The organism is Acidobacteriota bacterium (genome assembly GCA_016184105.1).
GTDB lineage: Bacteria > Acidobacteriota > Vicinamibacteria > Vicinamibacterales > 2-12-FULL-66-21 > JACPDI01.
On record JACPDI010000022.1, the window covers coordinates 146,661 to 169,454 of the forward strand.

General features: G+C 68.4%; 26 protein-coding genes and 1 tRNA gene. 10 read left to right on the forward strand and 17 right to left on the reverse strand.

Features of this window, described 5'->3' with window-relative positions:
* Positions 1-20 precede the first annotated feature (20 nt).
* A complete protein-coding gene (locus HYU53_08755; protein ID MBI2221285.1) occupies positions 21-263 on the forward strand; it encodes a hypothetical protein in 243 nt (80 codons plus the stop codon).
* Positions 264-321: 58 nt separating this feature from the next.
* Here the strand turns inward: HYU53_08755 and HYU53_08760 are convergent.
* Positions 322-405, reverse strand: a tRNA-Leu gene (locus tag HYU53_08760).
* A 131-nt stretch (positions 406-536) separates the two neighbouring features.
* Here HYU53_08760 and HYU53_08765 point away from each other — a divergent pair.
* A complete protein-coding gene (locus HYU53_08765; protein ID MBI2221286.1) occupies positions 537-875 on the forward strand; it encodes a polymer-forming cytoskeletal protein in 339 nt (112 codons plus the stop codon).
* Here HYU53_08765 and HYU53_08770 read toward each other — a convergent pair.
* Positions 872-1,573, reverse strand: coding sequence for a lipid-binding SYLF domain-containing protein (locus HYU53_08770; GenBank protein MBI2221287.1), 702 nt, complete (start codon positions 1,571-1,573; stop codon positions 872-874). The genes HYU53_08765 and HYU53_08770 overlap by 4 nt on opposite strands.
* Here HYU53_08770 and pdxH point away from each other — a divergent pair.
* Entirely contained in the window at positions 1,572-2,183 is a 612-nt protein-coding gene (gene pdxH / locus HYU53_08775) for a pyridoxamine 5'-phosphate oxidase (protein ID MBI2221288.1), read from the forward strand. The two genes, HYU53_08770 and pdxH, sit on opposite strands and share 2 nt — an antisense overlap.
* 9 nt (positions 2,184-2,192) lie before the next feature.
* Here the strand turns inward: pdxH and HYU53_08780 are convergent, their stop codons facing one another.
* Positions 2,193-3,086, reverse strand: a complete 894-nt coding sequence (locus HYU53_08780) for a paraslipin (protein MBI2221289.1) — start codon at positions 3,084-3,086, stop codon at positions 2,193-2,195.
* Between the two features lie 20 nt (positions 3,087-3,106).
* Entirely contained in the window at positions 3,107-3,562 is a 456-nt protein-coding gene (locus HYU53_08785; protein MBI2221290.1) for an NfeD family protein, read from the reverse strand.
* A gap of 537 nt (positions 3,563-4,099) precedes the next feature.
* On the opposite strand from HYU53_08785, the gene HYU53_08790 reads away from it, so the two are divergent.
* Positions 4,100-4,576, forward strand: coding sequence for a hypothetical protein (locus HYU53_08790; protein ID MBI2221291.1), 477 nt, complete (start codon positions 4,100-4,102; stop codon positions 4,574-4,576).
* Here HYU53_08790 and HYU53_08795 read toward each other — a convergent pair.
* Positions 4,536-4,880, reverse strand: a complete 345-nt coding sequence (locus HYU53_08795) for a hypothetical protein (GenBank protein ID MBI2221292.1) — start codon at positions 4,878-4,880, stop codon at positions 4,536-4,538. The genes HYU53_08790 and HYU53_08795 overlap by 41 nt on opposite strands.
* Positions 4,881-4,901: 21 nt before the next feature.
* Positions 4,902-7,034, reverse strand: a complete 2,133-nt coding sequence (locus HYU53_08800) for a thioredoxin domain-containing protein (protein MBI2221293.1) — start codon at positions 7,032-7,034, stop codon at positions 4,902-4,904.
* 11 nt (positions 7,035-7,045) lie between these two features.
* On the opposite strand from HYU53_08800, the gene HYU53_08805 reads away from it, so the two are divergent.
* From HYU53_08805 to HYU53_08815, 3 genes are read left to right on the forward strand one after another with little or no spacing between them, the layout of a single operon-like run.
* Positions 7,046-7,357 (forward strand): DUF2231 domain-containing protein, encoded by a 312-nt coding sequence (locus HYU53_08805; protein ID MBI2221294.1) that lies wholly within the window; start codon positions 7,046-7,048, stop codon positions 7,355-7,357.
* Between the two features lie 26 nt (positions 7,358-7,383).
* Entirely contained in the window at positions 7,384-8,145 is a 762-nt protein-coding gene (locus HYU53_08810) for an ABC transporter ATP-binding protein (protein ID MBI2221295.1), read from the forward strand.
* Complete coding sequence (locus HYU53_08815) at positions 8,142-9,851, forward strand: hypothetical protein (protein ID MBI2221296.1); 1,710 nt, start codon at positions 8,142-8,144, stop codon at positions 9,849-9,851. Before HYU53_08810 ends, HYU53_08815 begins: the two co-directional genes overlap by 4 nt.
* 420 nt (positions 9,852-10,271) lie before the next feature.
* Here the strand turns inward: HYU53_08815 and HYU53_08820 are convergent, their stop codons facing one another.
* From HYU53_08820 to HYU53_08870, 11 genes are all read right to left on the reverse strand, one after another.
* Entirely contained in the window at positions 10,272-11,072 is an 801-nt protein-coding gene (locus HYU53_08820; GenBank protein MBI2221297.1) for a M48 family metalloprotease, read from the reverse strand.
* Position 11,073: 1 nt separating this feature from the next.
* On the reverse strand, positions 11,074-12,018 hold the full coding sequence (locus HYU53_08825; protein ID MBI2221298.1) for a YihY/virulence factor BrkB family protein: 945 nt from the start codon (positions 12,016-12,018) through the stop codon (positions 11,074-11,076).
* Positions 12,015-12,227: a hypothetical protein gene (locus tag HYU53_08830; protein MBI2221299.1), complete on the reverse strand. Its 213-nt coding sequence runs from the start codon at positions 12,225-12,227 to the stop codon at positions 12,015-12,017. The genes HYU53_08825 and HYU53_08830 overlap by 4 nt, the downstream gene beginning before the upstream one ends.
* 16 nt (positions 12,228-12,243) lie before the next feature.
* Positions 12,244-12,624: a YtxH domain-containing protein gene (locus HYU53_08835; GenBank protein ID MBI2221300.1), complete on the reverse strand. Its 381-nt coding sequence runs from the start codon at positions 12,622-12,624 to the stop codon at positions 12,244-12,246.
* 116 nt (positions 12,625-12,740) lie between these two features.
* Positions 12,741-13,178: a hypothetical protein gene (locus HYU53_08840; GenBank protein ID MBI2221301.1), complete on the reverse strand. Its 438-nt coding sequence runs from the start codon at positions 13,176-13,178 to the stop codon at positions 12,741-12,743.
* Entirely contained in the window at positions 13,178-13,465 is a 288-nt protein-coding gene (locus HYU53_08845; protein MBI2221302.1) for a hypothetical protein, read from the reverse strand. Before HYU53_08845 ends, HYU53_08840 begins: the two co-directional genes overlap by 1 nt.
* A gap of 116 nt (positions 13,466-13,581) precedes the next feature.
* Positions 13,582-14,928 (reverse strand): MCE family protein, encoded by a 1,347-nt coding sequence (locus HYU53_08850; GenBank protein MBI2221303.1) that lies wholly within the window; start codon positions 14,926-14,928, stop codon positions 13,582-13,584.
* Positions 14,929-15,025: 97 nt separating this feature from the next.
* Positions 15,026-15,778, reverse strand: a complete 753-nt coding sequence (locus HYU53_08855) for an ABC transporter ATP-binding protein (GenBank protein MBI2221304.1) — start codon at positions 15,776-15,778, stop codon at positions 15,026-15,028.
* Positions 15,778-16,542 (reverse strand): ABC transporter permease, encoded by a 765-nt coding sequence (locus tag HYU53_08860; protein ID MBI2221305.1) that lies wholly within the window; start codon positions 16,540-16,542, stop codon positions 15,778-15,780. Before HYU53_08860 ends, HYU53_08855 begins: the two co-directional genes overlap by 1 nt.
* Before the next feature lie 77 nt (positions 16,543-16,619).
* On the reverse strand, positions 16,620-18,014 hold the full coding sequence (locus HYU53_08865; GenBank protein ID MBI2221306.1) for a sigma-54-dependent Fis family transcriptional regulator: 1,395 nt from the start codon (positions 18,012-18,014) through the stop codon (positions 16,620-16,622).
* A gap of 142 nt (positions 18,015-18,156) precedes the next feature.
* Positions 18,157-18,783: a protein-L-isoaspartate(D-aspartate) O-methyltransferase gene (locus HYU53_08870; protein MBI2221307.1), complete on the reverse strand. Its 627-nt coding sequence runs from the start codon at positions 18,781-18,783 to the stop codon at positions 18,157-18,159.
* 95 nt (positions 18,784-18,878) lie between these two features.
* Here HYU53_08870 and HYU53_08875 point away from each other — a divergent pair, with 95 nt between their 5' ends.
* From HYU53_08875 to HYU53_08885, 3 genes are read left to right on the forward strand one after another with little or no spacing between them, the layout of a single operon-like run.
* Positions 18,879-20,483 (forward strand): methylcrotonoyl-CoA carboxylase, encoded by a 1,605-nt coding sequence (locus HYU53_08875; GenBank protein ID MBI2221308.1) that lies wholly within the window; start codon positions 18,879-18,881, stop codon positions 20,481-20,483.
* 2 nt (positions 20,484-20,485) lie between these two features.
* Positions 20,486-21,259 (forward strand): enoyl-CoA hydratase/isomerase family protein, encoded by a 774-nt coding sequence (locus HYU53_08880; protein MBI2221309.1) that lies wholly within the window; start codon positions 20,486-20,488, stop codon positions 21,257-21,259.
* A 2-nt stretch (positions 21,260-21,261) separates the two neighbouring features.
* Positions 21,262-22,776, forward strand: a complete 1,515-nt coding sequence (locus tag HYU53_08885) for an acetyl-CoA carboxylase biotin carboxylase subunit (protein MBI2221310.1) — start codon at positions 21,262-21,264, stop codon at positions 22,774-22,776.
* Positions 22,777-22,794 lie beyond the last annotated feature (18 nt).

A 22,794-nucleotide genomic window follows, 5' to 3' on the forward strand; every position in this document is an offset into this window, starting at 1 on the left:
ATATGATGAAGGGCATCGCCATGGCTCGGTGGACCCGTCGACGCGTGGCCTGGATCGCGGCCAATCTCGTTGCCGCCGTCACGATGCCGCTCGTCATTGCCCTGTGGAGTACCTACCTGGTGAGCGGCGACGAGTCGTCACTGCCCGAGGGGTTCTCGGCGTCGACCTTCGTGGTTGCGTTCACCGGGGCGTGGCTGGTGTTTCTCGCGCTGCTGAACGTGACGGGGCTGCTGTTCGTGTGGCTGTCCCGGCGAGGGGAATAAGTGGGACAGTCACACTTTCCGAAGCCGCCGCCCAGGAAAGTGTGACTGTCCCCCTTATTGCCGGGGGTGGGGATCGAACCCACACGGCCTTGCGGCCAGGGGATTTTAAGTCCCCAGCGTCTGCCAGTTCCGCCACCCCGGCGTCCCTTTATTATCACTTCGATTGCAGGAACGTCATCGCCTCGCACGCGGTTTCGCGGTTTGACACGGGAAAATGCGGACGCCTCGCGGGAACGCTCTTTGCCCCTGCCCCCGCCGTCCGGAGGCACAAGTATGGCGCTCGGGAACTCGGTCTACGTCAAGGGTGACATCATTGCCGGCGAAGATTTGACGATCTCCGGCCACGTCGAGGGGCGCATCGAGGCGGCGGGACATGTCCTGACGCTCGCCCCGGGGTCCCACGTCGTCGGGAACGTCGAGGCCGCCGCCGTCGATGTTCACGGGCACGTCGAGGGGGAGATCATCGCGACCGATCGCCTGAGCGTGGGCGCTGGGGGCGAGGTGGACGGCAACGTCATCACCGCCCGCCTGGCCATCGCCGAGGGAGGGCGCGTGCAGGGACGCGTCGAGATGTCCGCGCCGCAGCACGCGCTGCACGCCGCCGCGAGCTAGGTTCCGGCCGAGAGGTTCTTTGGCGACTGCCGGTTGAGCAGGTCCACCAGCGGCCGCCCGGCTGGCGCCGGCTCAACGCCGCCCCGCACGATTTCCTTCGCGCCAACCCGGTTTCCGTACACCTTCTCGTTCGCGTCGTTGTCGGCCCTGAGCGTCGAGCCTTCGAGCGACACTCCCGCGAACAGGCCGCGCGATCTCGAGTAGGTGAGGATCTCCGCGCGCATGGCCGCGTCGGTCGCGGCCCCCGCCGCGCGGCCCTTGGGGCCTGCCGCCGCCGACGCGTCGGCGCCCAGCTTGACCTTGCTCGCCAGCACGGACGAGGCGCCGCGCTCGTTCATCACGAGCAGCACGAAATCGGTCGCCTGCCCGCCGAGCTGCAGACCGAAGCTGCCGCCTTCGAGCGCCATCAGCGAGGGGGCGCTCCACGGCTGATCGAAGTTCTCGCCCGTGCGGCAGAGCATCGCCCCGCGGCCGTAGCTGCCGCCGACGCCGAGCGCGAACTTCTTGACCGACGGGAACACGACGACGCACTCGGCGCGGTCGAGCAGGCTCTTCGGGACGCCGTCCGGAATGTCGAGCACTTCCTTCAAGACGGTCGCGGCCTCGCGCAACCGGTCTTCCTCTTTGCCCTGCGCGTCTGCCGGCGCGGCGCCGGCCAGGACGATGAGCGCAAGAACGAATGGAACGATCTGCTTCATGCCTCCATTGTATGATGGCGTACGCGCCAACATGGCATCCTCTAATCCGATCACCGAATTCCTCGATGCAGCCGAGCGCGCGCGGGCGCACCAGGTGGACACCGCGCCGGCGGCGCTCGCCACGGCCGACCGGGCGGGGCGCCCGTCGGTCCGCATGGTCCTGTTGCGCGGCGTAGACGAGCGTGGCTTCGTATTTTTCACGAATTACCACAGCCGCAAGGGACGCGAGCTGGATCAGAACCCGCAGGCGGCGTTGTGTTTTCACTGGATCGCGCTCGACGAGCAGATCCGCATTGAAGGCACGGTCGAGCGGCTGAGCGGGGCCGAGTCTGATGACTACTTCGCGTCGCGGCCGCGCGGCAGCCAGCTCGGCGCGTGGGCGTCGGACCAGAGCGCGCCGCTCCCCTCGCGCGAGACGCTCGAAACGAAGTACCGGGAGGTGGAGGCGCGCTTCGGCACCGGCGCCATCAGCCGCCCGCCGTTCTGGGGAGGCTATCGCCTGGTCCCGCGCGCGATTGAGTTCTGGTACGGCCGCCCGGACCGCCTGCACGACCGCGTGCTCTACACACGCGACGGCTCCGGCTGGACGATTACCAGGCTCTATCCGTAGCCTCTTGGATCACGCCGTCCTCTTCGCCACGTTGGTCGCCATCGCGATCATCGACCCCAGGTCGGCGACGTTGGCTGGCAGCACGACGGTGTTGGTCTCCTTCGCCAGCTCGCCGAACTGCGTGATGTACTGCTCGGCGATCCGCAGCTGCATCGCGTCCATCCCGCCCGGCACACGCAGCGCCTCCGCCACGCGGCGCAGCCCTTCGGCCGTCGCCGCCGCCACGGCGAGGATCGCGGCCGCCTGGCCTTCCGCCTCGTTGATCTGCTGCTGCTTGTTCGCCTCCGACGCCTTGATGACCTCCTGCTTTGCGCCCTCGGCGGTGTTGATCGCCGCGTCGCGCGTGGCCTCGGACGTCAGGATCGTCGCGCGCTTCTCGCGCTCGGCGCGCATCTGCTTTTCCATGGCCGCCAGGATGTCGGACGGCGGCGTGATGTTCTTGATCTCGTACCGGAGCACCTTGACGCCCCACGGCTCCGACGCCTTGTCCAGCTCGCTCACCACCGCCTGATTGATGTTCGCGCGCTCCTCGAACGTCCGATCGAGATCAATCTTGCCCACCTCGCTCCGCAGCGTCGTCTGCGCGAGCTGCGAGATGGCGAATGCATAGTCCGAGATGCCGTAGGAGGCGCGCTCCGGGTTCAGCACCTTCAGGTACAGGATGCCGTCGACGCCCACCTGGACGTTGTCGCGCGTGATGCAGACCTGCGCGGGAATGTCCGCCGCCTGCTCTTTCAGGCTGTGGCGGTAGCGGATCACGTCGATGAACGGCATGAGCACGTGGAAGCCGGCGCCCAGCGTCGCGTGAAACCGGCCGAGCCGCTCGACCACGAAGGCGCTCTGCTGCGGCACGACCACCGCAGTCTTCGCGATGACGACCAGGACGAAGAACGCCAGCACCATCAGGACGATCAGGCTGCCGGTCACGATTGAGCCTCCTCGCGAATGAACAACATGAGACCAGAGACGCTCTCGATCACGCACCGCGCTCCCCGCGGCAGCGTGCGATCGCCGGCGTTGCGCGCCTGCCAGATCGTGCCGCGGCATTCGGCACGGCCGACCGCGCCGGGCGCGATGTCGTCGAGCGGCAGCGCGATCTCCCCCGCCAGCGTGTCCACGTCCGGCTTTCCCTGATCCAGCTTCAACCAGCGGATCATCGGGTTGCGGAACAGCACGAGCGACCCGACCGACAACACGGAGAACAGCAGCAGCTGCATCCACAGCGCGTCGACGGCGCCCACCATCCGCAGCGCGCCGATGGCCAGCGCGGCCACGCCGAAGAAAATGACGTAGAAGCCGCCGGATGCGGCCATCTCGAGCAGCACCAGCACCAGGCCGAGCACGAGCCACTGCCACCAGGCGATGTTCAGAATGTCCATGGGTGTACGGGGTAACGCGCGTATTCTCGCACGGAACCGCTCGAAGTTTCAGCGCCCGTTGCGCGGTGCCGCCGGATTGCCGGAACTTCGCGCTGCCGCCGGGACTCCGGCGGTTGGCCCGTCGATTCCGGGCTGAAACGGCCCGATCGCGTGGCACTTCGATTGCGTCAATCCGCTCCGTGCCGGTTCCCCAAGGTCCAGTACTTCTCGCGCTCGCCGATGTCGGTCTGCTGTTCGACACGCTGCGCAGGCGCGCGGACGATTCGCTCTTCGCGTACGCCGCCGGGTTCGTGTCGCTGAAACGGTACCTGCGCCCACCGAGCGAGGTCCTCTGGCGCGCCCGCCGTGAACGAGGCGCGATCCGGTTTCTCCCCGCCGACAGCGCGCCGCCGAAGCTGGCGCTCATCGGCGTGCGCTGCCTGCGTGGCAAGTGCGACGCCGACCCCGCGCTGGGTTACGAGCTGCTCAAGCGGTTCTCCCAGGTCATGAAACAGCGCCTCGAGGGCACGCGCCTCCAGCTCCTGGACCTGTACATCAATGCCCAGCCGCCGCGTCGACCCGATGCGCCCGCGGACCTACGCGATCCGCCACGTGCGGGAGGAGACGGACGACACGTCGACCGTCGAACTGGCTCCAAACAACGGCACGCGCGTCATGACGTTCGCGCCGGGCCAGTTCAACATGGTCTACATCCCCGGCTGCGGTGAGATCCCGCTCTCGATCAGCGGCGATCCCGCGACCCGCGGCCGGCTGCTGCACACGGCCCGCGCGGTCAGATCGGTGACCAGTGCCATGCGCCAGCTTGCCGCCGGCGACGTCGTCGGCGTCCGTGGTCGCTTCGGTGTGGGGTGGCCCACCGAGGAGGCCGCCGACGGGAAGGACGTCGTGATCGTTGCCGGCGGCATTGGCCGTGAGAAGTGGGACAGTCACACTTTCCGATTCGCTGAGCTGGAAAGTGTGACTGTCCCACTTCTCACACCGGCGGCCCGCCCGTTGTGGCGATCGCGCGGGTGACGAGCGCGTCGAGGGCGGTGCGGCCGATCGCGAACGGCCCGGCGATGGCGGCGCCCATCGGAATCTCGAGCGCGATCACGACCCGCCCCTCGTCGAACGGCTCCACGATCCAGGAGAACCCGCGCAGCGCCACAACCGGGTCCGGGGCGCCCGGATTTCCCACGCGGTTCAGGGCGAGGAGGATCTGCCGCAGAACATCGCGCACGTCCTCCTCGTCCCATTTGTGCGGATCGCGCGGGTGGACCGCGCGTTCGACGGCGGCGTCCTTCTCGTTGCGGAGCACGATCTCGATATCGAACGTCACGGCGTCACCTTGCGAGCGCAGTCAGTCGAGCAGCGCTCGAAGCGCCGCGGCATCGTGCACCGGCGCCTCGCAGCGGAAATCGTGGCAGACGTACGCCGCCGGACGCCCGTCACGCGGGCGCATGCCGGCGGTCAATGGCAGCAGCCGCGCCACGCCTTCGACATCCGCGGGACGCGTCAGCGGCACCAGCACGGTAAACGGCTGATACCGTGACGCAACGGCCTCCTGCAGCGCGCGGGCGTCCTCGCCGGCAATCACGATCTGGCGCACGCCGGCATGATACGCCGAGAGCGCGGCGCACATGAAGGGAGACACGCGCGCCGCCTCCGCGCCACGATCCGACAGCCGCGCCAGCGCGCGCTCCGCCAGCGCGCGATGCGCGGCCTCGCCGGTGAGGTGCGACAGCGTGAGCACGTTCATGACGCTGACCGATCCGGCGGCCGGCTCGGCGCCGTCGTAATCCTCTTTCAGCCGTAACAGCACCGTGGGGTCGTCACCCGCAGTGCTGAACCAGCCACCCGCCGGATCGCCGAACAGGTCGTCCTGCCGCTTCTGCAGTTCGATCGACCACTCGAGCCACTGCGGGTCGCCGGTCGCCTGGAACAGTTCCAGCAGGCCGAACACCAGGTACGCGTAGTCCTCGCAGTAGCCGTCGATTGCCGCCTCGCCGTCGCGGTACCGGCGACGCAGCACGCGGCGCGACGCGTCCCACAGGGTCTGGCGCAGGAACGCCGCCGCGTGGCGCGCGGTTTCCACGTACTGCGGCGCCCGGCCGCTCGCGAGCAGCACCCGCCCGGCACGCGCAAACGCCGCGATCATCAGGCCGTTCCACGCGGTGAGCACCTTGTCATCGAGGTGGGGCCTGGGGCGTCCGGCGCGGGCGTAGAACAGCGCCGGACGGGCGCGTGCCAGCACGTCCACCACCTCCGCCGCCGCGCGCCCGGTCTGCTGCGCGACTTCTTCGACCGTGGCCGCGGTGTACAGGATGTTCCACCCGGCGAACTCGCCGTGCGGATCCTCCGGCGCGTTGCCCGCCGGCAGCACGCCGAACCGGGTCTTCACCACCGCGGCTTCGTCGCCGAGCAGGCGATCGATTTCTTCCGCGGTCCAGAGATAGAACGCCCCTTCGGACTTGCGCGCCCCGGGCGCGCCCGCGAGCTCGGGCGGCACGCTGTCCGCGTCTTCCGCCGAGAAGAATCCCCCGGCGCGATCGGTCAGATCGCGCCGCACGTACTCCAGCGTGTCCTCGGCGACGACGGCATAGAACTCGTCGCCTGCCGCCTGGTGCGCCTCGGTGTAGGCGAGGACCAGCTGTGCCTGGTCGTAGAGCATCTTCTCGAAATGCGGCACCCGCCACTCGCGATCGACCGAGTAGCGATGAAACCCGCCGCCGACGTGGTCGCGCATTCCGCCAAAGGCCATCGCGCGCAGGGTCGCGACCGCCATGTCCAACGCGGTGTCGCTGCGCTCCGCATCGCCGCGGGTGCGCGCGTGCTCGCGCATCAGGAACAGCAGCTCCGACGGGCGCGGGAACTTCGGAGCGTCGCCGAAGCCGCCCGCGCGGCGGTCGAACGTGCGTTGATACTGCTCGACGCCCTGGTCGAGCACCGCGGTGCCGGGCGCCCGGCCGTCGGTGCCCGGGCCGTCGCGCTCGGTGGCCGCCCGCAGCCGATCGATCAGCGTTCCCGCGATGTTCTCGATCCTGATCCGGTCAGTGCGCCATCCCTGGGCGATCTCTTGCAGCACGTCGATGAAGCCGGGACGCCCCCAGCGGGAGGTTGGCGGAAAGTACGTCCCGCCGAAAAACGGCTTCAGCTCTGGTGTGAGGAAGACGCTCATCGGCCATCCGCCGGCGCCCGTGGTCGCCTGCACGAACAGCATGTACACACGATCCACATCCGGCCGCTCCTCGCGATCGACCTTGATGGACACGAACGAGTCGTTCAGCGCCGAAGCCACGTCGGGCCGCTCGAACGACTCGTGCTCCATCACGTGACACCAATGGCAGGTCGAGTAGCCGACGGAGAGAAAGATGGGCTTGCCGTCCGCGCGCGCCCTCGCGAACGCCTCCTCGCCCCACGGGTACCAGTCAACGGGATTCGAGGCGTGCTGCAGCAGGTAGGGGCTCCGCTCGGCCGCGAGGCGATTCGGCATCCGTACAACTTATCACCGCGTCGGCGTCACTCTTGCTTCCACCTCAGGCGGAGGACGCTTATGGAAAGCAGAGCGGGCTCGGCAACGTCGTCGTGGTGGCGCTGTTCGCGGCCAGCTGGTGGATGCGGTACGAAGTCGGCGGGTACTTCCCTTCGCTTGCGGCGATGCTCGTCGCCGCGGCCGGCCTGGTTCTCGGCGCCGTCACCGCGTGGCTGGGTGGGGAGCTGGTGGATCGTCTCGGCGTCGGCGTCGACGATGGGGCGCACCTGGACGCCCCGAGTTCGCTGCGCGAGCGTTCGGCCCGGGGGCGCGTGGGCGCATAACCATGGGATAGTAGAATGCGGCGCAGATGTTGCTCGCCATTGAAACGAGAGCACTGCGCCGCGTGTTCGGCGACACGCCGGCGGTGGACGGCATCGATCTGGCGGTCCCGTCCGGCAGCTTTTACGGTTTTCTCGGCCCGAACGGCGCGGGCAAGTCCACCACCATCAAGTGCCTGACGGGGTTGCTCCGTCCCACGTCGGGGGCCATGCGGATCCTCGACCTCGATCCGGTTCGCGATCCAGTCGCCGTGAAAACGCGCATCGGCGTCGTGCCGGAGGATCTCGCGCTGTTCGATCGGCTCACCGCGCGGGAAACGCTGGCCTTCGTCGGCCAGGTGCACGCCGTGGCGCACGCGGAGCTGCAACGCCGCACCGACGAGCTGCTCGAGTTGATGGATCTGCGGGGCGCGGGCGACACGCTCGTCGCCGATTATTCCCACGGCATGCGCAAGAAGCTGTCGCTCGCCGCGGCGCTGCTGCCCGGGCCCAGGGTGCTCTTCCTCGACGAACCGTTCGAGGGCATCGACGCCATCGCGTCGCGTCAGATCCGGACGTTGCTCCAGGGCTTCGTCTCGCGCGGCGGGACGATCTTCCTCACGTCGCACATCCTTGAAATCGTCGAGCGCCTCTGCGACCACATCGGCATCATCGCGAACGGAAAGCTCGTGGCGCAGGGCCCGATGGCGGATCTGAAGGCAGGGGGCGCCGCGGCCGGCACGCTCGAGGAGACGTTCCTCGGACTGGTGGGCGCCGGGGCCGCGGGCGACGTGTCGCTGGACTGGCTGTGAGCGCCGCATCCTCTCTCCGGATTCTTCGCGCGCTCGCGTGGCTGCGGTGGCGCGTGCTGATCAACACGATCACGCGGAGCGGGGCGCGCGACATCATCGAGCGAGTGTCGCGCACCGCCGAATCTCTCCTGCCCATCGCCATTGCCGTGCTCCTGACGCCTGCGGCGGTTGGGCTGGCCGTGTTCGGTGTGTGGACCGGATGGTCGCTGACGGGCGATCCGCTTCAGTCCGCCTTTCCGCTGCAGGTCATGAGATGGACGCTGGCCGTGGCGCTGCTGCTCACGCTCATGGGCCCGATCCTCCTCTCCACGGGCGCGCAGGCTGCTGGACTGATCCGGCTGATGCTGCTGCCGATCCCGGCGCGAACGCTCTATTTCGCGCACACGGTCTCCGGCCTCTCCGATCCGTGGGTGTTCCTGTCCGTGCCGCTGCTGGCTGGTGTCGCGGTTGGCGGCGCCGTTCGGGGGACCGCTCTGCCTGCGCTCGCGGCGCTCGCTGCGGGCGTCGCGTTTCTCCTTCTCCTCCTGGGCATTGCCTCGCTTTCGAGCGCGACGCTGCAGCTCATCGTGCGCGACCGGCGACGCGCCGAGTCGCTGGTACTCGTCGGACTCGTGTTCGTCGTCGTCGTATCGCTCCTTCCGAGCGCGTTCATCCCGAAGGACGCGGGCCGGCGCCGCGGCCCGCGGCACCGCGGGGAGGTCGGCCTGGCTGTCCCCGGCTGGATGCAGACGACTGTCGCGGCGATCCCTTCCGAGATCTACGTTCGCGCGATGCGCGAGGCTGCGATGGGACGCGGCGACGCGACCGCCGCACGCTGCGCCGGCCTGCTGATCTGGGCTGCGCTGGCGCACGGGCTGACGTGGCCGGTCTATCAACGGATGCTGCGCACGCCGGCATCGAGCGGACGCGCGCGCCGGATCGCGGGGCACGGTGGGTTCGCGACGGTGCCACTGGCCGGCCCGCGCACGTCGGCGGTCGCGGTGTCGTTCGTGCGCCTCGCGCTCAGAACGCCGCGCGGCCGCGCGATCGTGCTGATGCCGATCGTGATGCTCGCGGTGTTCACGGTGCTGTTCGTCGTTCGCGACAATGCCATTCCCATCGGGCCGGTGAACATTGGCGCCGGCTACTCGCTCGGCATCTTCGGCATCGTCCTGGCGTTGTTGGCCATCGCGCCATTTGCATTCAACCAGTTCGCCGTGGATGGCGCGGGGCTCACGCTGGAGTTTCTCTCGCCGATCAGCCCGCGCGAGCTGTTGTACGGGAAGGCGGCCGGCGGAGCGCTCATTGCCGCCGTACCCTGCGCGCTCTCGCTCGCCGTGGGAGCTGGCACCGGCGCCCACTCCGCCGTGCTGTGGAGCGCGGTCATCTTCGGCGCGCTTGCCGCCTACGTCGTGCTCTCCCCTGTCGCCGCGATACTGTCCCTGCTGTTCCCGCGCGGTGTGGATCTGTCGAGTGTGGGCAACGCGGGAAATGCTCATCAGGCCGCCGGCCTGCTGGGCGTGCTGGCGTTCGTCGTGTCGTGCGCCCCTCCGGCCGCCATCGCGGCCTTCGCGCTCCGCGCGCTCGACAGCCCGGCGGCCGCTGCCGCGCTGCTTGCCGCGTGGCTGCCCGTCGCCACGGCGCTCGCGTACGCCGGCTTCACACTCGCGGAGCGGCTGATGGAGGCGCGACGAGAAAACCTGCTGATGGTTGCCTCGGGCAAGTGAGCCGCGGCCGCCCCGCGAGGAGAAGGAGCCCGCCGCATGCCACGGTCGCTGGCGGAGTCGCCAACCGAACGACCACGATCCTCACAGTAGGCCGCCCGCGAGGAAAAACAAAGACAAGGCAGGGAGCGTCTTTCGACCCTCCCTGCAGCCTCATGGCAGGCAGTCGTGGCAGGTGTGTTTCCCCAGCTGAACACCGGGGAGGATGGCCCGACGCGCCGTGCGCTTCGGTCACCATCCACCAGAGCAACCGGGGTGCCATCTCCGGGCGCTGACAGATGCCCCTGTTTATCGTGTTCTTGCGGCTGTGATGGAGGCGGGCTTACGGCTGCGCCTCTCGAGTGGAACCTCACGGCCCAGTTGTGAGTGTAATCGACTACCCATCTCTCGAGTTCGCGCGTGGGCTATCCCGCAGTGGTCGTGCTACCTGCGCATCCTCCGCGCTGGTGCCAAACGGCCGAGCCGTTGGCGCACCTGCTGGAACCGGGAGCTGTCACGCCGTCCGCCGCGTTGCACGATCCGCCGCAGGCCGTTGATGCGTCCGGCGGGCGCGGGGTGCGTCGAGCGAAACACCTCAACGTGGGAGGGGTCGCGCCCCTGCGTCTCGCGGAGGATCTGCATGAACTCCAGCATTCCGCGGTTGTCCCAGCCCGCACGCCGCATGATCCGGGCACCCACGCGGTCGGCATCGAGTTCGTCCTCGCGGCTGAATTTCAGCATGTAGCCTCCCGCGATGAAGCGGGCGGCGATTTGCGCCGAGCGCGCGCCGCCGTCGTTGCCGAGGACGGCGCCAAGCAGCGCGAGCAGGCCGTTGGCCACCATCGATTTCGTCAGTTGGTCGGCGGCGTGCCGCTGGGCGATGTGCGCCGTTTCGTGGGCCAGCACGCCGACGACCTGCGACTCGTTGCGCGCCGCCTGCATCGCGCCGCGATTGATCCACACGGGACCGCCCGGCAGGGCAAACGCGTTGATCTCGCGGTAGTTCGCGATCGAGTAGGAGTACGGGTATTTCGGCCCTCTGGCCTGCCGCGCGAGCTGGCGTCCGATGTCGCTGAGGTAGCCCGCGATCGCGGGGTCGGTCACCTCCGGCGTTTCCGCCTTCACCTGCGCGTGTGCCTGCCGTCCGATGTCGATCTCCTGCTCCACCGAGATCAGCGTCACGGCGCCGGCCACGCTCACCGCCAACGCCAGCCCCGCCAACACGATGACGGCCTGATGTCTCACCTCAGACCTCCGTTCGCGGTGCCGGCGCCGCCGGCATGTCTTCAGGCCTTCGCCGCCGCAGTCGCGCGTACGCGGCGGTCAACTCGGCGCCGTAGAGCAGAATCACCGCCGACACGTAGATCCAGATCAGGAACGCCACCACCGCCGCGATCGATCCATGGACGCTCAGCCGCGAGAGGTCCTTCATGTACCACGAGAACCCCTTCAACGCGCCGCGCCAGAGCAGCCCGGTCATGACGGCACCCACCCACACGTCGCGGAAGCGCACGTTCGCGTTCGGAACGAAGTAGAAAATCAACCCGACTACCACGATGAAGAGCACCGTCGGCGCCCACTGCAGCGCGACGCCGCGCAGCACGAGCAGCGCGGGGGTGCGGTTCACCACGCCGGCGAACCAGGAGGCCCCGACCACGGACGTCGCGCTAAGCAGGGCGAGTGCGGCCAGCAGCAGCAGGCTCGCCGTGATGAGCATCAGCAGCGCAATCAACTTGTGTTTCAGGTAGCTGGGCTGCTTGTCGACGCCCCACGCGTAATTGACGGCGTTGCTGATGGCGCCGAAGAACCCCATCGCGGCCCACGTCATGAGGATCGAGCCGGCGATGCCCAGCGGCACGGACGAGCGGTGCATCTGCTGGAGCTGCTGGTTGACGAAGTCGAACTGCCGGGGGAAATACTTGAAGACAAACTGCAGCACGGCGTCCTGGCCGACGCTGTCGGAGACAACCGACCCGAGGATCGAGAACACGATCAGGAAGAACGGGAAGAGCGACAGCAGCGCGTAGTACGCAATGGACGAGGCGAACGTCAGGTTGCTGCTGTCGTAGAAGCTCGTGAAGCCTCGCCACAGGGCCAGCGCGGTGAGGTTCACCTCGAAACGCACGCGCCCGGCCACCTGCGCGAACAGCGTCAGCGCGCGCGCACCGGGCGCGCGCGTGTCGGTCGTCACCTGCCCATGATACTGCGCCGGCCGCTTGCCTCCCATGCCGCGCGCAGCTCGTGGACGAACAGCGCGGGGAGCGGCCCGATGACGAACCCCTTCGCCATGCGGAAGGCAGCGCGGCGCCGCGCGGGATCGCGAAGCACGATCCACGCGGCAGCCGCCCCGGCCGCAACGAGCAGGAGGTCCGCAATGGCCGTCGCCCGGCGCTCGTTCATTGGCTCGTCGACACGCTCAGACGCCGGTGTTGCCCGTGTTGCCCGCGCCCGTGCCGTACCCGGCTCCGGTCGTTCCGAAGTTCGAACCGGTGGTCCCGGTCGCGCCGCTCGCCGGCTCACCGGTCGTCCCGGTCGCGACGCTGCTGCGCGCCCGGTCGTAGGCCTCGCGCCCGCGCTCGGCAAACTGCGTCACTTTCTCCGAGACCTGCTGGTAGGCATCTGTCGCCGTGTTCCGCAGCCGCCCCGCCTGGTCCGAAAGCTGCGTGCGAAGCTCGGCGCCGGCGCGCGGCGCGAACAACATACCCAGCCCCGCGCCGAGCACCGTGCCCGCGAGCAGCCCCATCAAAAACGCGCCGCTGCCTTCCTCGCGCTCGAAACGGTCGTATTCGTACGTCATCGAGTGTCTCCTTTTCTCCTTCTCGCCGACGACCGGTTGTCGCGCCGGGCTGGTTCGCCGAGCGCTCTCATCCGGGCCGCCGTTGCGCCGGTTCGTCCCCCGCAAACGGTCCGTTGTCAGTACGTGCCCGTGCCCGCGTACGGATCGGCCGCGGCCGGACGTGCCCGGTGGCCGCCGTTGCCGCTCACCATCGACGCCACGGCGGCGCGCACGCCGCGCACCAGCCCCAGCACACGCGCGACCTGTTCTCTCACGGTGTGTTTCATGCGCTCGGCGGTGACGTCCACGCGGTCCATCGTGCCGGCAATCGCGTGGTCCACCCGCTCGGCCTGGAGCTGCGCCTTGGCCGTGATGCCCTTGACGTCGTCCAGGATCGTGTTGACTTTCGTCGTCAGCGGCACGAGGTGGCGCCGCTCGAGGTCGGCGACGACCGCCATGATGCGCCGGTACGCGATGAACGCGCCCACACCGAAGCCGATCGCGACGAGCGCCTCGAGCACGGCGACCACCGCCATGATGCCGAGGAACGTGTTCGTAGTGCCCAGATCTGCCATTAGTGTGCAACCCCCTCGCCCCAGCGGCCGCCCGGTCCCCCGGTGAGATCGCTGAGCGACCGCCAGCCTTCATCGGCGGCCGTCCGCGCCTTGTCGATCGTCCCGCGCAGACGCCGGAGCTCACCGACGAAATCGTCGAGCTTCGGTTCGATCTGCGCGCGCACGCGCTGGCCGCCCGCCGTCAGGTACAGATAGCCCCAGACCGCCCCGGCGGCCGCGCCCACGAGCGCGGCCAGCATGACCCGCGATCGATCGTCCACAGTTCCTCCTTCGGTGCGTACTGACATCGGCGTACTTCTATCCATACGGCATGCCAGCGACTGGACCGTGCAGGGGGGCACCGTGATGTGGAACGCGAGTGCTGAGCTGCAAGGCCCTGTAGGGAATCCTGACGCCGCGTCCGTTACCGTGGGGCGAAGAGCGCCAGCGCCACGCCGCGCCAGCTCGTTCCTGTCGGGCTGTCTGGGGCGTCCGTGCCGAGCGCGATCACGCCGACGCGGTTCGAGTCGAGGCCATATTTCACCGTGACGTACTCCGCAACGATGGAGGCGCGGTAGCGCGAAGCCAGGTACCGCACGTCTTCCGTGTCCCCCTCCGCGTAACCTTCAACGACGAGCGGGCTGCTGGGCGGGTACTTCACAAACTGAGACATGACGGAGTCGATCCTGGCCTTGCCAGCCTCGGTCAACCGCTCCACGCCGTGTTCGTCGGGGCCAAACAGGTACGACGCGTCCAGCCAGATGCGGAGCGCCTTGCGATCCTTGCCCTCGAGCGCGCCCTTCCGATATGTCGCGGCGTCGATGTCGTCCAGATCGAAATAGCCTCGCCGGTTGAAGAATCCGCGGAAGAGGAAGTTCCGCTTCAGCGCTTCGGCATTGGCGGCCAGATCCGCCATCGCGTCGCGCGCGTGCGTGATGGTCTGGCGCAGGTCGGCCGCCAGCCCCTGTGCGGGACCGTCCTTGCTGCTCACACTGCTGTTGAAGTCTGCGACAGCCTTGCGCGCCTGGCTCGCCACCTCGCGCAGATTGGCGACAACCCCCTCCGCTTCGGCCGCGATGCGCCTCGCATCGCGGTAGAGCGCATCGTCGTGCACCAGCCGGCCGAAGGTGCCGCGCCCGGCACGCACGTTGTCGATGATGAGGCGCATGTCCTCGGCCACGCGCCGCCCGTCGCGCGCGATCGCTTCCACGTCGTCGCGCGAGGAGGTGAACATCGCCTTGGCTTCCACCGCCGTGTCGGACACCGCCTGGATCGCAACCTGGACGTCCCCCTTGAGTTCGTCGACCGTCCGGGTCACCAGGTCGAGCGTCTCGCTCATCTGCTGGAACAGGTCCGCGATGTCGACCGGGTCGCGGCTCTGGATCGTGCTGCCGCCCGGCGCGCGGGGCGAGTGCTCCGATCCGCCCTCGACCTGCACGAACTTGTTGCCGACCAGCCCCTCGTTCTGAATCGACGCAATCGAGTCGGTGCGAACGACGCCATGGAGGTCTTCGCGGATGCGGATGTGTACGCGGAAGCGCGCGCGCGGACTGTCCGGAACGCGGATCGCGGTGACCTCGCCCGCATCAAGTCCGGCGACGCGAACGCTCGCGCCGTTCTCGAGGCCCGCGAGCTTCGAGAACTCCGCGTAAACCTCGAACGACTCTTTGAACAGGCCGCGCCGGTCGCCGATGAGGAACAGCCCCGCAGCAAACAGCACGACGCCGCCGATGACGAAGGCGCCGACGCCCAGGAGCTTGGAAGGCGGCATCGTTGAGCTGGCTTGCAACTTCCGCACCGGAAAAAAGGGGTCGGGAGCCTTTTTCGGAGCGGGGAGAGGGACCGAAAAAGGCTCCCGACCCCTTTTTTCACCCCGCGTGCGTGGAACGCATGAAAGATTTCACCAGGGGGTCGTCGCTCTTTTCGAACTCCTCGGCCGAGCCGCGTGCCACAATCCGTCCTTCGTGCAGCATGACGAAGGTGTCGGCCAGCTTGCGCGCGCTGGGGATGTTGTGGGTCACGACGATCAGCGTGGTGCCCTCCGTGGTTTTCAGGTCCAGGAGCAGGTCGTCGATCTCTTCCGAGGTGATGGGGTCGAGCCCGGCGCTGGGCTCATCAACGAGCAGGATCGGCGGATCCAACGCCAGGGCGCGCGCCAGGCCGGCCCGCTTGCGCATCCCGCCGGACAGGTCGGCAGGCAGCTTGGCGTAATCGCGCTCCAGCCCCACGCGCGCCAGCTTCTCGGCCGCCCTGCTCCGAATCTCAGCGTCGCTCAACCTTGTGTGGCGGCGCAGGACAAAGGCGACGTTTTCGCCGATCGAGATCGAGTCGAACAGCGCGCCATTCTGAAACACGAAGCCCATCCGTCGGCGCACCGGGGTCAGCTCGGCGCTCGACATCGGCGTGATCTCGGTGCCCTCGACGAACACCCGGCCCTCGTCGGGCTTCACCAGCCCGACGATGTGCTTGAGCGTGAGGCTCTTCCCGGTTCCGCTGCGGCCGAGGAGGCAGAAGCCTTCGCCCTGGGCCACCTCGAAGGTGACGCCGTCCAGGACGCGACGCGGGCCGAAGGACTTCGTCACCGCGTCCAGCCGAGCGGCCGGTGTCGTCTGGCCGCCCATCAGCCGCCGGAGCCGGGGAGGAAAAAGAAGATCAGCTTGACGAGCAGGACGTTGATGGCGATGAGGCCGATCGAAGAGAGCACCACGGCGCGCGTCGAGGCGCGTCCCACGCCCGCGGTTCCTTCGGTCGTCTGGTACCCGAGGTAGGACGAAATGATGGCAATCAGGTAGCCGAACACCATCGTCTTCAGTGTCGCCGGCACGTAGTCGGAGTAGTTGATCAACGAGAACGCGCGGCGCACGTACAGCGGCAGCGACATGCCCGTAATGGCCGCCTCGGCCACGTAGCCCCCGAGGATGCCGGAGAAGTTCAGGATGGTGGTCAGGATCGGCACCGAGATCACGCACGCGATCGCGCGCGTGACGACGAGGTATTTGAAGGCATCGACGGCGGTGGCCTCGAGCGCGTCGATCTGCTCGGTGACGCGCATCGCCCCCAGCTCGGCTCCGATGCCGGCACCGATCCGGCCCGCCAGGAGCAGCCCGCAGGTGAGCGGGCCGGTCTCGCGGACGAGCGCCATCGCCAGCCCCGCGGGAATCATCGATTCGGCGCCGAACCGCTCGAGCGACGCCCGCGTGTGCATGGAGAGCACGACCCCCACGGCAAATCCCGCGACGGCAACGAGCGGCGCCGAGCGCAAGCCAAGCTCGTAGAGCTGCCGCGAAATCTCCCTGAACTCGAACGGAGGCCGGAACGCCGCGACCACGGCGCGCGCGCCGAACAGCGACAGGTCTCCGACCGCGGCCACGGCACGTAGCATCATCGTCAAGGCCAAAGGCCCTCGGGTGCGCCCGTCAGAGCCGACGGCCAGAAGCGTCGGCCGTCAGCGCCCGGCCGTCGTTACGAAACGGCGCGTCGTGCGCCCTTGCCGGGATCCGTGATGGCGTGCTTCTTCATCTTGCTGTAGAGCGTCGGCCTGTACAGGCCGAGGATCTGCGCCGCCTCCTGCTTGTTCCAGTTCGTGCGGTGCAGCGTCTGCAGGATCGCCATCCGCTCGATCTCGGCCAGCGTGCGATGCGGCGGAATGGTGAACTCCGCCTGCGTCTGCGAGTCGCTGCGCATCGTGTCCGGCAGGTCGTTGACGGTGATCTCGCTCGACTTGGCCACGAGCACGCCGCGCTCGAGGATGTTCTCCAGCTCGCGCACGTTCCCGGGCCACCGGTGGCGGATCAACAGGTGATACGCGTCGGGCGTGATCCCTTTCAGGTTGCGGTCGGGGCGCTTGTTGTACTTCTCGCGGAAGTACTCCGTCAGCAGCGGAATGTCCTCGGTCCGCTCGCGCAGCGGCGGGACCCGCAGCGTGATGGTGTTGATACGGAAGTACAGGTCCTCGCGCAGCTTGCCGTCGCGCAGCGCCGTATCGACGTCGACGTTGGTCGCGCAGATGAGCCGAAAATCCACCCGGACGATCCGGTCGCTGCCGATCGGCCGGTACTCACGCTCCTGCAGGACGCGAAGCAGCTTCGTCTGCAGGTACGGCGGCATCTCTCCGATCTCGTCGAGGAGCAGCGAGCCCCCCTCCGCCATCTCGAAGAGCCCTTCCTTGTCCGTCATCGCGCCGGTGAACGCGCCCTTCTTGTAGCCGAACAGCTCGGACTCGATCAGGTCCTTGGGAATCGCCGCGCAGTTGATCTTGATGAACGGCCCCTTCGCGCGCTTGCTGTTGTAGTGGATCGCGTTGGCGATGGGCTCCTTGCCCGTGCCGTTCTCCCCCTGGATGAGGATGTTGGCGTCGCTGCCCGCCACGCTGGCGACCAGCTCGAGCAGCTCGTGCATCTTCTTGCTCTTGCCGATGATGTTCTCGAAGCGGAACTCGCCGCGCAGCTTGCGGCGCAGTTCCTCGTTTTCATCAAGCAGCGTCCGGCGCTCGAGCGCGCGTCGCAGCCGCGTCAGCAGCGCCTCGGGGTCGGTGGACTTTTCCACGAAGTCGAAAGCCCCGGCCTTCACCGCCTCGACCGCCTTGTCGAGGGCGGGATGCCCCGTAACCACGATCATTTCGCAGTCGCTCGGGACCTGCTTGAACCGCCGGAGCAGCTCGAGACCGTCGATGTCCGGCAGCATCATGTCGACGACGACGGCGTCGGGCCGCCAGGTCTTGTACAGCTCCTCACCCCGCACGCCGACCATCGCCGTCCGTACCTCGTAGCCTTCCTGCTCGAGGATGATCTTGAGCCAGTCGATCATCTGCGGCTCATCGTCGATCGCCAGGACGCGGAATTTGCGTTTGGTCGTCATCGTAGCACCCGAAACTGTCTTCAAGGCAAACGCTCAAGGCGCAACATGTTGGCTTGAAGCGTTGGAAGATTATACACAGCCGCAAATGCTGTCAAGTGTGGAGACAAATATGTCACGCCAGAACCCACCGGGTGCGCGGAAGTTAAAGATCCGGCGTGGATTGCCAACCGAACCGGCCCAGAAGGGGCACGAACGCGCAGGCGTCCCTTGATTCCATCCTGAATTCGTCGCCGTGCCGTGTCAGGATGGTGAGCACTTGCTGATGATGGGAGCCGACGGGAATGACGAGGCGGCCTCCTTCGGCGAGCTGAGCCTTCAGCGGCTCGGGCACCGACGGTGCGCCGGCTGTCACGATGATCCCGTCGAACGGGGCTTCGGACGGCAGTCCTTCGCTGCCGTCGCCGACGATGACGCGCACGTTGGCCGCCGCCGACTCGGCCAACGCGCGGCGCGCGTGCGCGGCGAGCGTTTCGTGTCGCTCGAGGCTCACCACCTCGCGGACGAGCGCCGCGAGGACGGCCGCCTGGTATCCCGAACCGGTTCCCACTTCGAGCACGCGATCCCCGGCCGAAGGACGCAGGGCCTCGGTCATGATCGCCACCATCAGCGGCTGCGAGATCGTCTGCCCTTCGCCGATCGCGAGCGGCCGGTCCTCGTACGCCGACGCCTCGCTGCCCGGCGGCACGAACAGGTGGCGCGGCACGGCGCGCATCGCCGCGAGCACGCGAGGGTCGCGCACACCGCGACCCTCGATCTGCGTGGCGACCATCCATTCGCGGGCCGCCTCGAAACCCATCGGAAATACTATAATTCGCGCATGTCCTGCGCGGTCCACCCGCGGCCCCTCGAGCGGCTTCCCAGCTGATGGACGTCCTCGACACCCATATCGACCCCGGATCGCCCGAATTCCGCCAGAACCGCGCGCGGATGGAGGGGCTCGTGCGCGACCTCCGGGAGCGGCTGGCGCGCGCGCGCGAGGGAGGGGGCGCAAAATACGTCCAGCGCCACCGCGAGCAGGGCAAGCTGCCCGTGCGGGAACGTATCGAGCGGCTGCTCGACCCGGACTCCCCGTTCCTCGAGCTGTCGCCGCTTGCAGCGTGGGACCTCTACGACAATGATGCGCCGTCGGCCGGGATCGTCACCGGCGTCGGGCGCGTGAGCGGGCGCGAGGTGCTGATCGTCGCCAACGACGCGACGGTGAAAGGTGGCACGTACTATCCGCTGACCGTCAGGAAACACGTCCGGGCGCAGCAGGTCGGTCTGGAGAACCGGCTGCCCTGCGTGTACCTGGTCGACTCGGGCGGCGCCTTCCTGCCGCTGCAGGCAGAGGTGTTCCCGGATCGGGAGCACTTCGGCCGGATCTTCTTCAACCAGGCGCGCATGTCGGCGGAGGGAATCCCGCAGATAGCCGTGGTCATGGGCTCCTGCACGGCCGGGGGTGCGTACGTCCCGGCGATGTCCGACGAGACGATCATCGTCAAGGGGACCGGAACGATCTTCCTGGGCGGGCCACCGCTCGTGAAAGCCGCAACCGGCGAGGAAGTCAGCGCCGAGGACCTCGGCGGCGCGGACGTGCACACCCGCCTCTCAGGGGTCGCCGATTACTTCGCGGACGATGACGAGCACGCGTTGCACATCGCGCGCACGATCGTGTCCACGCTGCACACGCGGAAGACGCTGCCCGAGGTGACGACGCCGGAAGAGCCGCGGTACGATCCGGAGGAGATCTACGGGATCGTCTCCGCAGACGTGCGGAAGCCCTACGACGTGCACGAAGTCATCGCGCGCCTCGTGGACGGCTCCCGGTTCGACGAGTTCAAGGAGCGCTACGGCAGCACGCTCGTGACCGGCTTCGCGCGGCTGCACGGATTCCTCGTCGGCATTCTCGCCAACAACGGCGTGCTGTTTTCCGAGTCGGCGCTCAAGGCCGCGCACTTCATCGAGCTGTGCAACATGCGCGGCGTCCCCCTGATCTTCCTGCAGAACATCACCGGCTTCATGGTCGGCAAGCAGTACGAGCGCGCCGGCATCGCGAAGGACGGCGCGAAGATGGTGCACGCCGTGGCGAACTCCGTCGTGCCGAAGTTCACCGTCATCGCGGGGGGCTCGTTCGGTGCGGGCAACTATGGGATGTGCGGCCGCGCCTACGAGCCGCGGCTGCTGTGGATGTGGCCGAACGCGCGGATCTCCGTGATGGGAGGAGAACAGGCCGCGGGTGTCCTGACCACGGTGAAGCGCGACCAGCTCGCGCGCGAAGGGCGCCCGTTTGCCAGCGGCGACGAGGCGGCGATCCGCGGCCCGATCCTGGAGAAGTACGAGCGCGAGGGCTCGCCGTACTACTCCACCGCACGCCTGTGGGACGACGGGATCCTCGATCCGGCGCAGACGCGGCAGGCCCTCGCGCTGGGGATCTCGATGGCCTGGAATGCCCCGGTGCCTCCCGCCCGCTTTGGCGTGTTCAGGATGTAGCGATGCTCGACATCCGTCACGACGGCGCCGTCACCCGCCTGACCCTGAACCGGCCGGAGGTGCGCAACGCGTTCAACGACGAACTGATCGAAAGGATGACCGACGCCGCGCGCGCGATCGGCGCGCGGCGCGAGACGCGCGTGGTCGTGCTGCAGGGGGCCGGGAGCGTGTTCTGCGCGGGCGCGGACCTGAACTGGATGTCACGAATGGTCGCGTACTCGCGCGAGCAGAACTCGCTCGATGCCTCGCGGCTCGCCATCATGTTCCACGAGCTGGACACGCTCCCGCGGCCGGTCGTCGCGAAAGTCCACGGCGCCGCGCTCGGCGGCGGCGCCGGCCTGGCCGCCGTGGCGGACATCGTCGTGTCGGACGAGGCTGCGGTATACGGGTTTACCGAGGTGAAGCTCGGGATTCTCCCTGCCGTCATTGCGCCCTACGTAGTGGCGAAGATCGGCCGGTCCGCGGCGCGCGAGCTGTTCCTGACCGGCGCCCGCTTCTCTGCCGCGCGCGCGCGCGAGATCGGCCTGGTGCACTACGTTGAGAGCAGCGCGAAGATCGAGGACCGGATCGAGGCGCTGGTCGGCGACCTGGTGTCCTCCGGCCCCACCGCGATGGCGCTCGCGAAAGACCTGATCCGGCGGGTCGCGTGCGAAATGCCGGACAACGTCATCGGGCTCACGAGCGACACGATTGCGCAGCAGCGCGTCTCCAAGGAAGGCCAGGAGGGGATGCGCGCGTTCCTCGAGAAGCGGAAGCCGGACTGGAGCGCGTCGTAGTCGTGCAACGCGTCCTGGTGGCGAATCGGGGCGAGATCGCGCTGCGCGTGATCCGGGCATGCCGCGAGCGGGGCCTGGAATCGGTCGCCGTCTTCTCCGAGCTCGACGCCGGGGCGCCGCACACGCGCGCCGCGGATCGCGCCGTCGCGATCGGGCCGGCGCCGGCCGCCGAGAGCTACCTGCGGATCGACCGGATTCTCGACGCGGCGCGCGCCTGCGCGGCGGACGCCGTCCATCCCGGGTACGGGTTTCTCTCCGAAAACACGGCGTTCGCGAGCGCCTGCGAGCGGGCGGGCCTCACCTTCATCGGGCCGCCGGCATCGGCGATCGCCCTGATGGGTTCGAAGATAGCGGCGCGCGAGCTGATGCAGCGCGCCGGCATCCCCGTTGTCCCCGGGGAAACACCCGCGCGCCAGGATGATCCCGGCATCGTCGCGGCGCTCCGGAAGGTGGGCTTCCCGGCGCTCGTGAAGGCGGCCGCGGGCGGGGGCGGCAAGGGCATGAGGCGGATCGCCGGCGAACGCGAGGCGCCGGAACTGGTGGCCGCGGCCCGGCGCGAGGCGGCCGCGGCGTTTGGCGACGGCACGCTGTACGTCGAGCGTTTGATCGAGCGGGCGCGCCACGTCGAGATCCAGGTCTTTGCAGACGCTCACGGCCACGCGGTACACCTGTTCGAGCGCGAGTGTTCGGCGCAGCGCCGGCATCAGAAGATCCTCGAAGAAAGTCCTTCACCGGCCCTCACCGACCGCGTGCGCCAGGCGATGGGGGCCGCCGCCGTGGCGGCGGCGAAGGCGGCGCAGTATCGGAACGCGGGGACCGTCGAATTCCTGGTCGAGGGCGAGGGAGACTCGGCGCGCTTCTACTTCCTCGAGATGAACACCCGGCTGCAGGTCGAGCATCCGGTGACCGAGGCGATCACGGGGCGTGACCTGGTGCAGGCCCAGCTCGCCGTCGCGGCCGGCGAACCGTTGCCGTGGGCGCAGGCAGACCTCGAACGCCGCGGGCATGCGATCGAGTGCCGCCTCTATGCGGAGGATCCGTCGCAGGAGTTCCTGCCGCAGGCCGGGCGGCTGCTGGTGTATCGCGAACCCAGCGGTCCTGGCATCCGCGTCGATTCCGGCGTTGTCGAGGGGAGCGAAGTGCCGGTGCAGTACGACCCGCTGCTCGCGAAGCTCATCGTACACGCCGAAACGCGGAACGCGGCGATCGCCCGTGCGATCGCCGCGCTCCACGAATTCCCCATCCTCGGCGTCCGCACCAACATCCCGTTTCTCCTCCGGCTGCTCGCCGACGACGAGTTCCGGAGTGGACGGCTGCACACGCGGTCGATCGACGAACGGTGGCGGGATCTGGCGCCTGCCCGAACGGACCCGCCTCCATTCGTACGGGCGGCGCTGGCCCGCGCGGCGGAAGTGGGACAGTCCCACTTATCGCGCGGGATAAGTGGGACTGTCCCCCTTCCTGAGCCGGTGAATGGCGCCCTCGATCCGTGGCAGAGAGTGCGAGGGTGGCGGTGAACGTCACCGCAATCAGCC

What these genes read in the sequence shown, in the direction of transcription:
- HYU53_08765 (MBI2221286.1), top strand. Translation starts at nt 537, where the DNA reads ATGGCGCTCGGGAACTCGGTCTACGTCAAGGGTGACATCATTGCCGGC.
- HYU53_08780 (MBI2221289.1), bottom strand. Translation starts at nt 3,086, where the DNA reads ATGGTGCTGGCGTTCTTCGTCCTGGTCGTCATCGCGAAGACTGCGGTG.
- pdxH (MBI2221288.1), top strand. Translation starts at nt 1,572, where the DNA reads ATGCCTCCATTGTATGATGGCGTACGCGCCAACATGGCATCCTCTAAT.
- HYU53_08790 (MBI2221291.1), top strand. Translation starts at nt 4,100, where the DNA reads ATGCCCAGCCGCCGCGTCGACCCGATGCGCCCGCGGACCTACGCGATC.
- HYU53_08810 (MBI2221295.1), top strand. Translation starts at nt 7,384, where the DNA reads ATGTTGCTCGCCATTGAAACGAGAGCACTGCGCCGCGTGTTCGGCGAC.
- HYU53_08875 (MBI2221308.1), top strand. Translation starts at nt 18,879, where the DNA reads ATGGACGTCCTCGACACCCATATCGACCCCGGATCGCCCGAATTCCGC.
- HYU53_08770 (MBI2221287.1), bottom strand. Translation starts at nt 1,573, where the DNA reads ATGAAGCAGATCGTTCCATTCGTTCTTGCGCTCATCGTCCTGGCCGGC.
- HYU53_08755 (MBI2221285.1), top strand. Translation starts at nt 21, where the DNA reads ATGGCTCGGTGGACCCGTCGACGCGTGGCCTGGATCGCGGCCAATCTC.
- HYU53_08850 (MBI2221303.1), bottom strand. Translation starts at nt 14,928, where the DNA reads ATGCCGCCTTCCAAGCTCCTGGGCGTCGGCGCCTTCGTCATCGGCGGC.
- HYU53_08870 (MBI2221307.1), bottom strand. Translation starts at nt 18,783, where the DNA reads ATGGTCGCCACGCAGATCGAGGGTCGCGGTGTGCGCGACCCTCGCGTG.
- HYU53_08840 (MBI2221301.1), bottom strand. Translation starts at nt 13,178, where the DNA reads ATGGCAGATCTGGGCACTACGAACACGTTCCTCGGCATCATGGCGGTG.
- HYU53_08845 (MBI2221302.1), bottom strand. Translation starts at nt 13,465, where the DNA reads ATGTCAGTACGCACCGAAGGAGGAACTGTGGACGATCGATCGCGGGTC.
- HYU53_08860 (MBI2221305.1), bottom strand. Translation starts at nt 16,542, where the DNA reads ATGATGCTACGTGCCGTGGCCGCGGTCGGAGACCTGTCGCTGTTCGGC.
- HYU53_08785 (MBI2221290.1), bottom strand. Translation starts at nt 3,562, where the DNA reads ATGGACATTCTGAACATCGCCTGGTGGCAGTGGCTCGTGCTCGGCCTG.
- HYU53_08830 (MBI2221299.1), bottom strand. Translation starts at nt 12,227, where the DNA reads ATGAACGAGCGCCGGGCGACGGCCATTGCGGACCTCCTGCTCGTTGCG.
- HYU53_08835 (MBI2221300.1), bottom strand. Translation starts at nt 12,624, where the DNA reads ATGACGTACGAATACGACCGTTTCGAGCGCGAGGAAGGCAGCGGCGCG.
- HYU53_08865 (MBI2221306.1), bottom strand. Translation starts at nt 18,014, where the DNA reads ATGACGACCAAACGCAAATTCCGCGTCCTGGCGATCGACGATGAGCCG.
- HYU53_08800 (MBI2221293.1), bottom strand. Translation starts at nt 7,034, where the DNA reads ATGCCGAATCGCCTCGCGGCCGAGCGGAGCCCCTACCTGCTGCAGCAC.
- HYU53_08880 (MBI2221309.1), top strand. Translation starts at nt 20,486, where the DNA reads ATGCTCGACATCCGTCACGACGGCGCCGTCACCCGCCTGACCCTGAAC.
- HYU53_08855 (MBI2221304.1), bottom strand. Translation starts at nt 15,778, where the DNA reads ATGGGCGGCCAGACGACACCGGCCGCTCGGCTGGACGCGGTGACGAAG.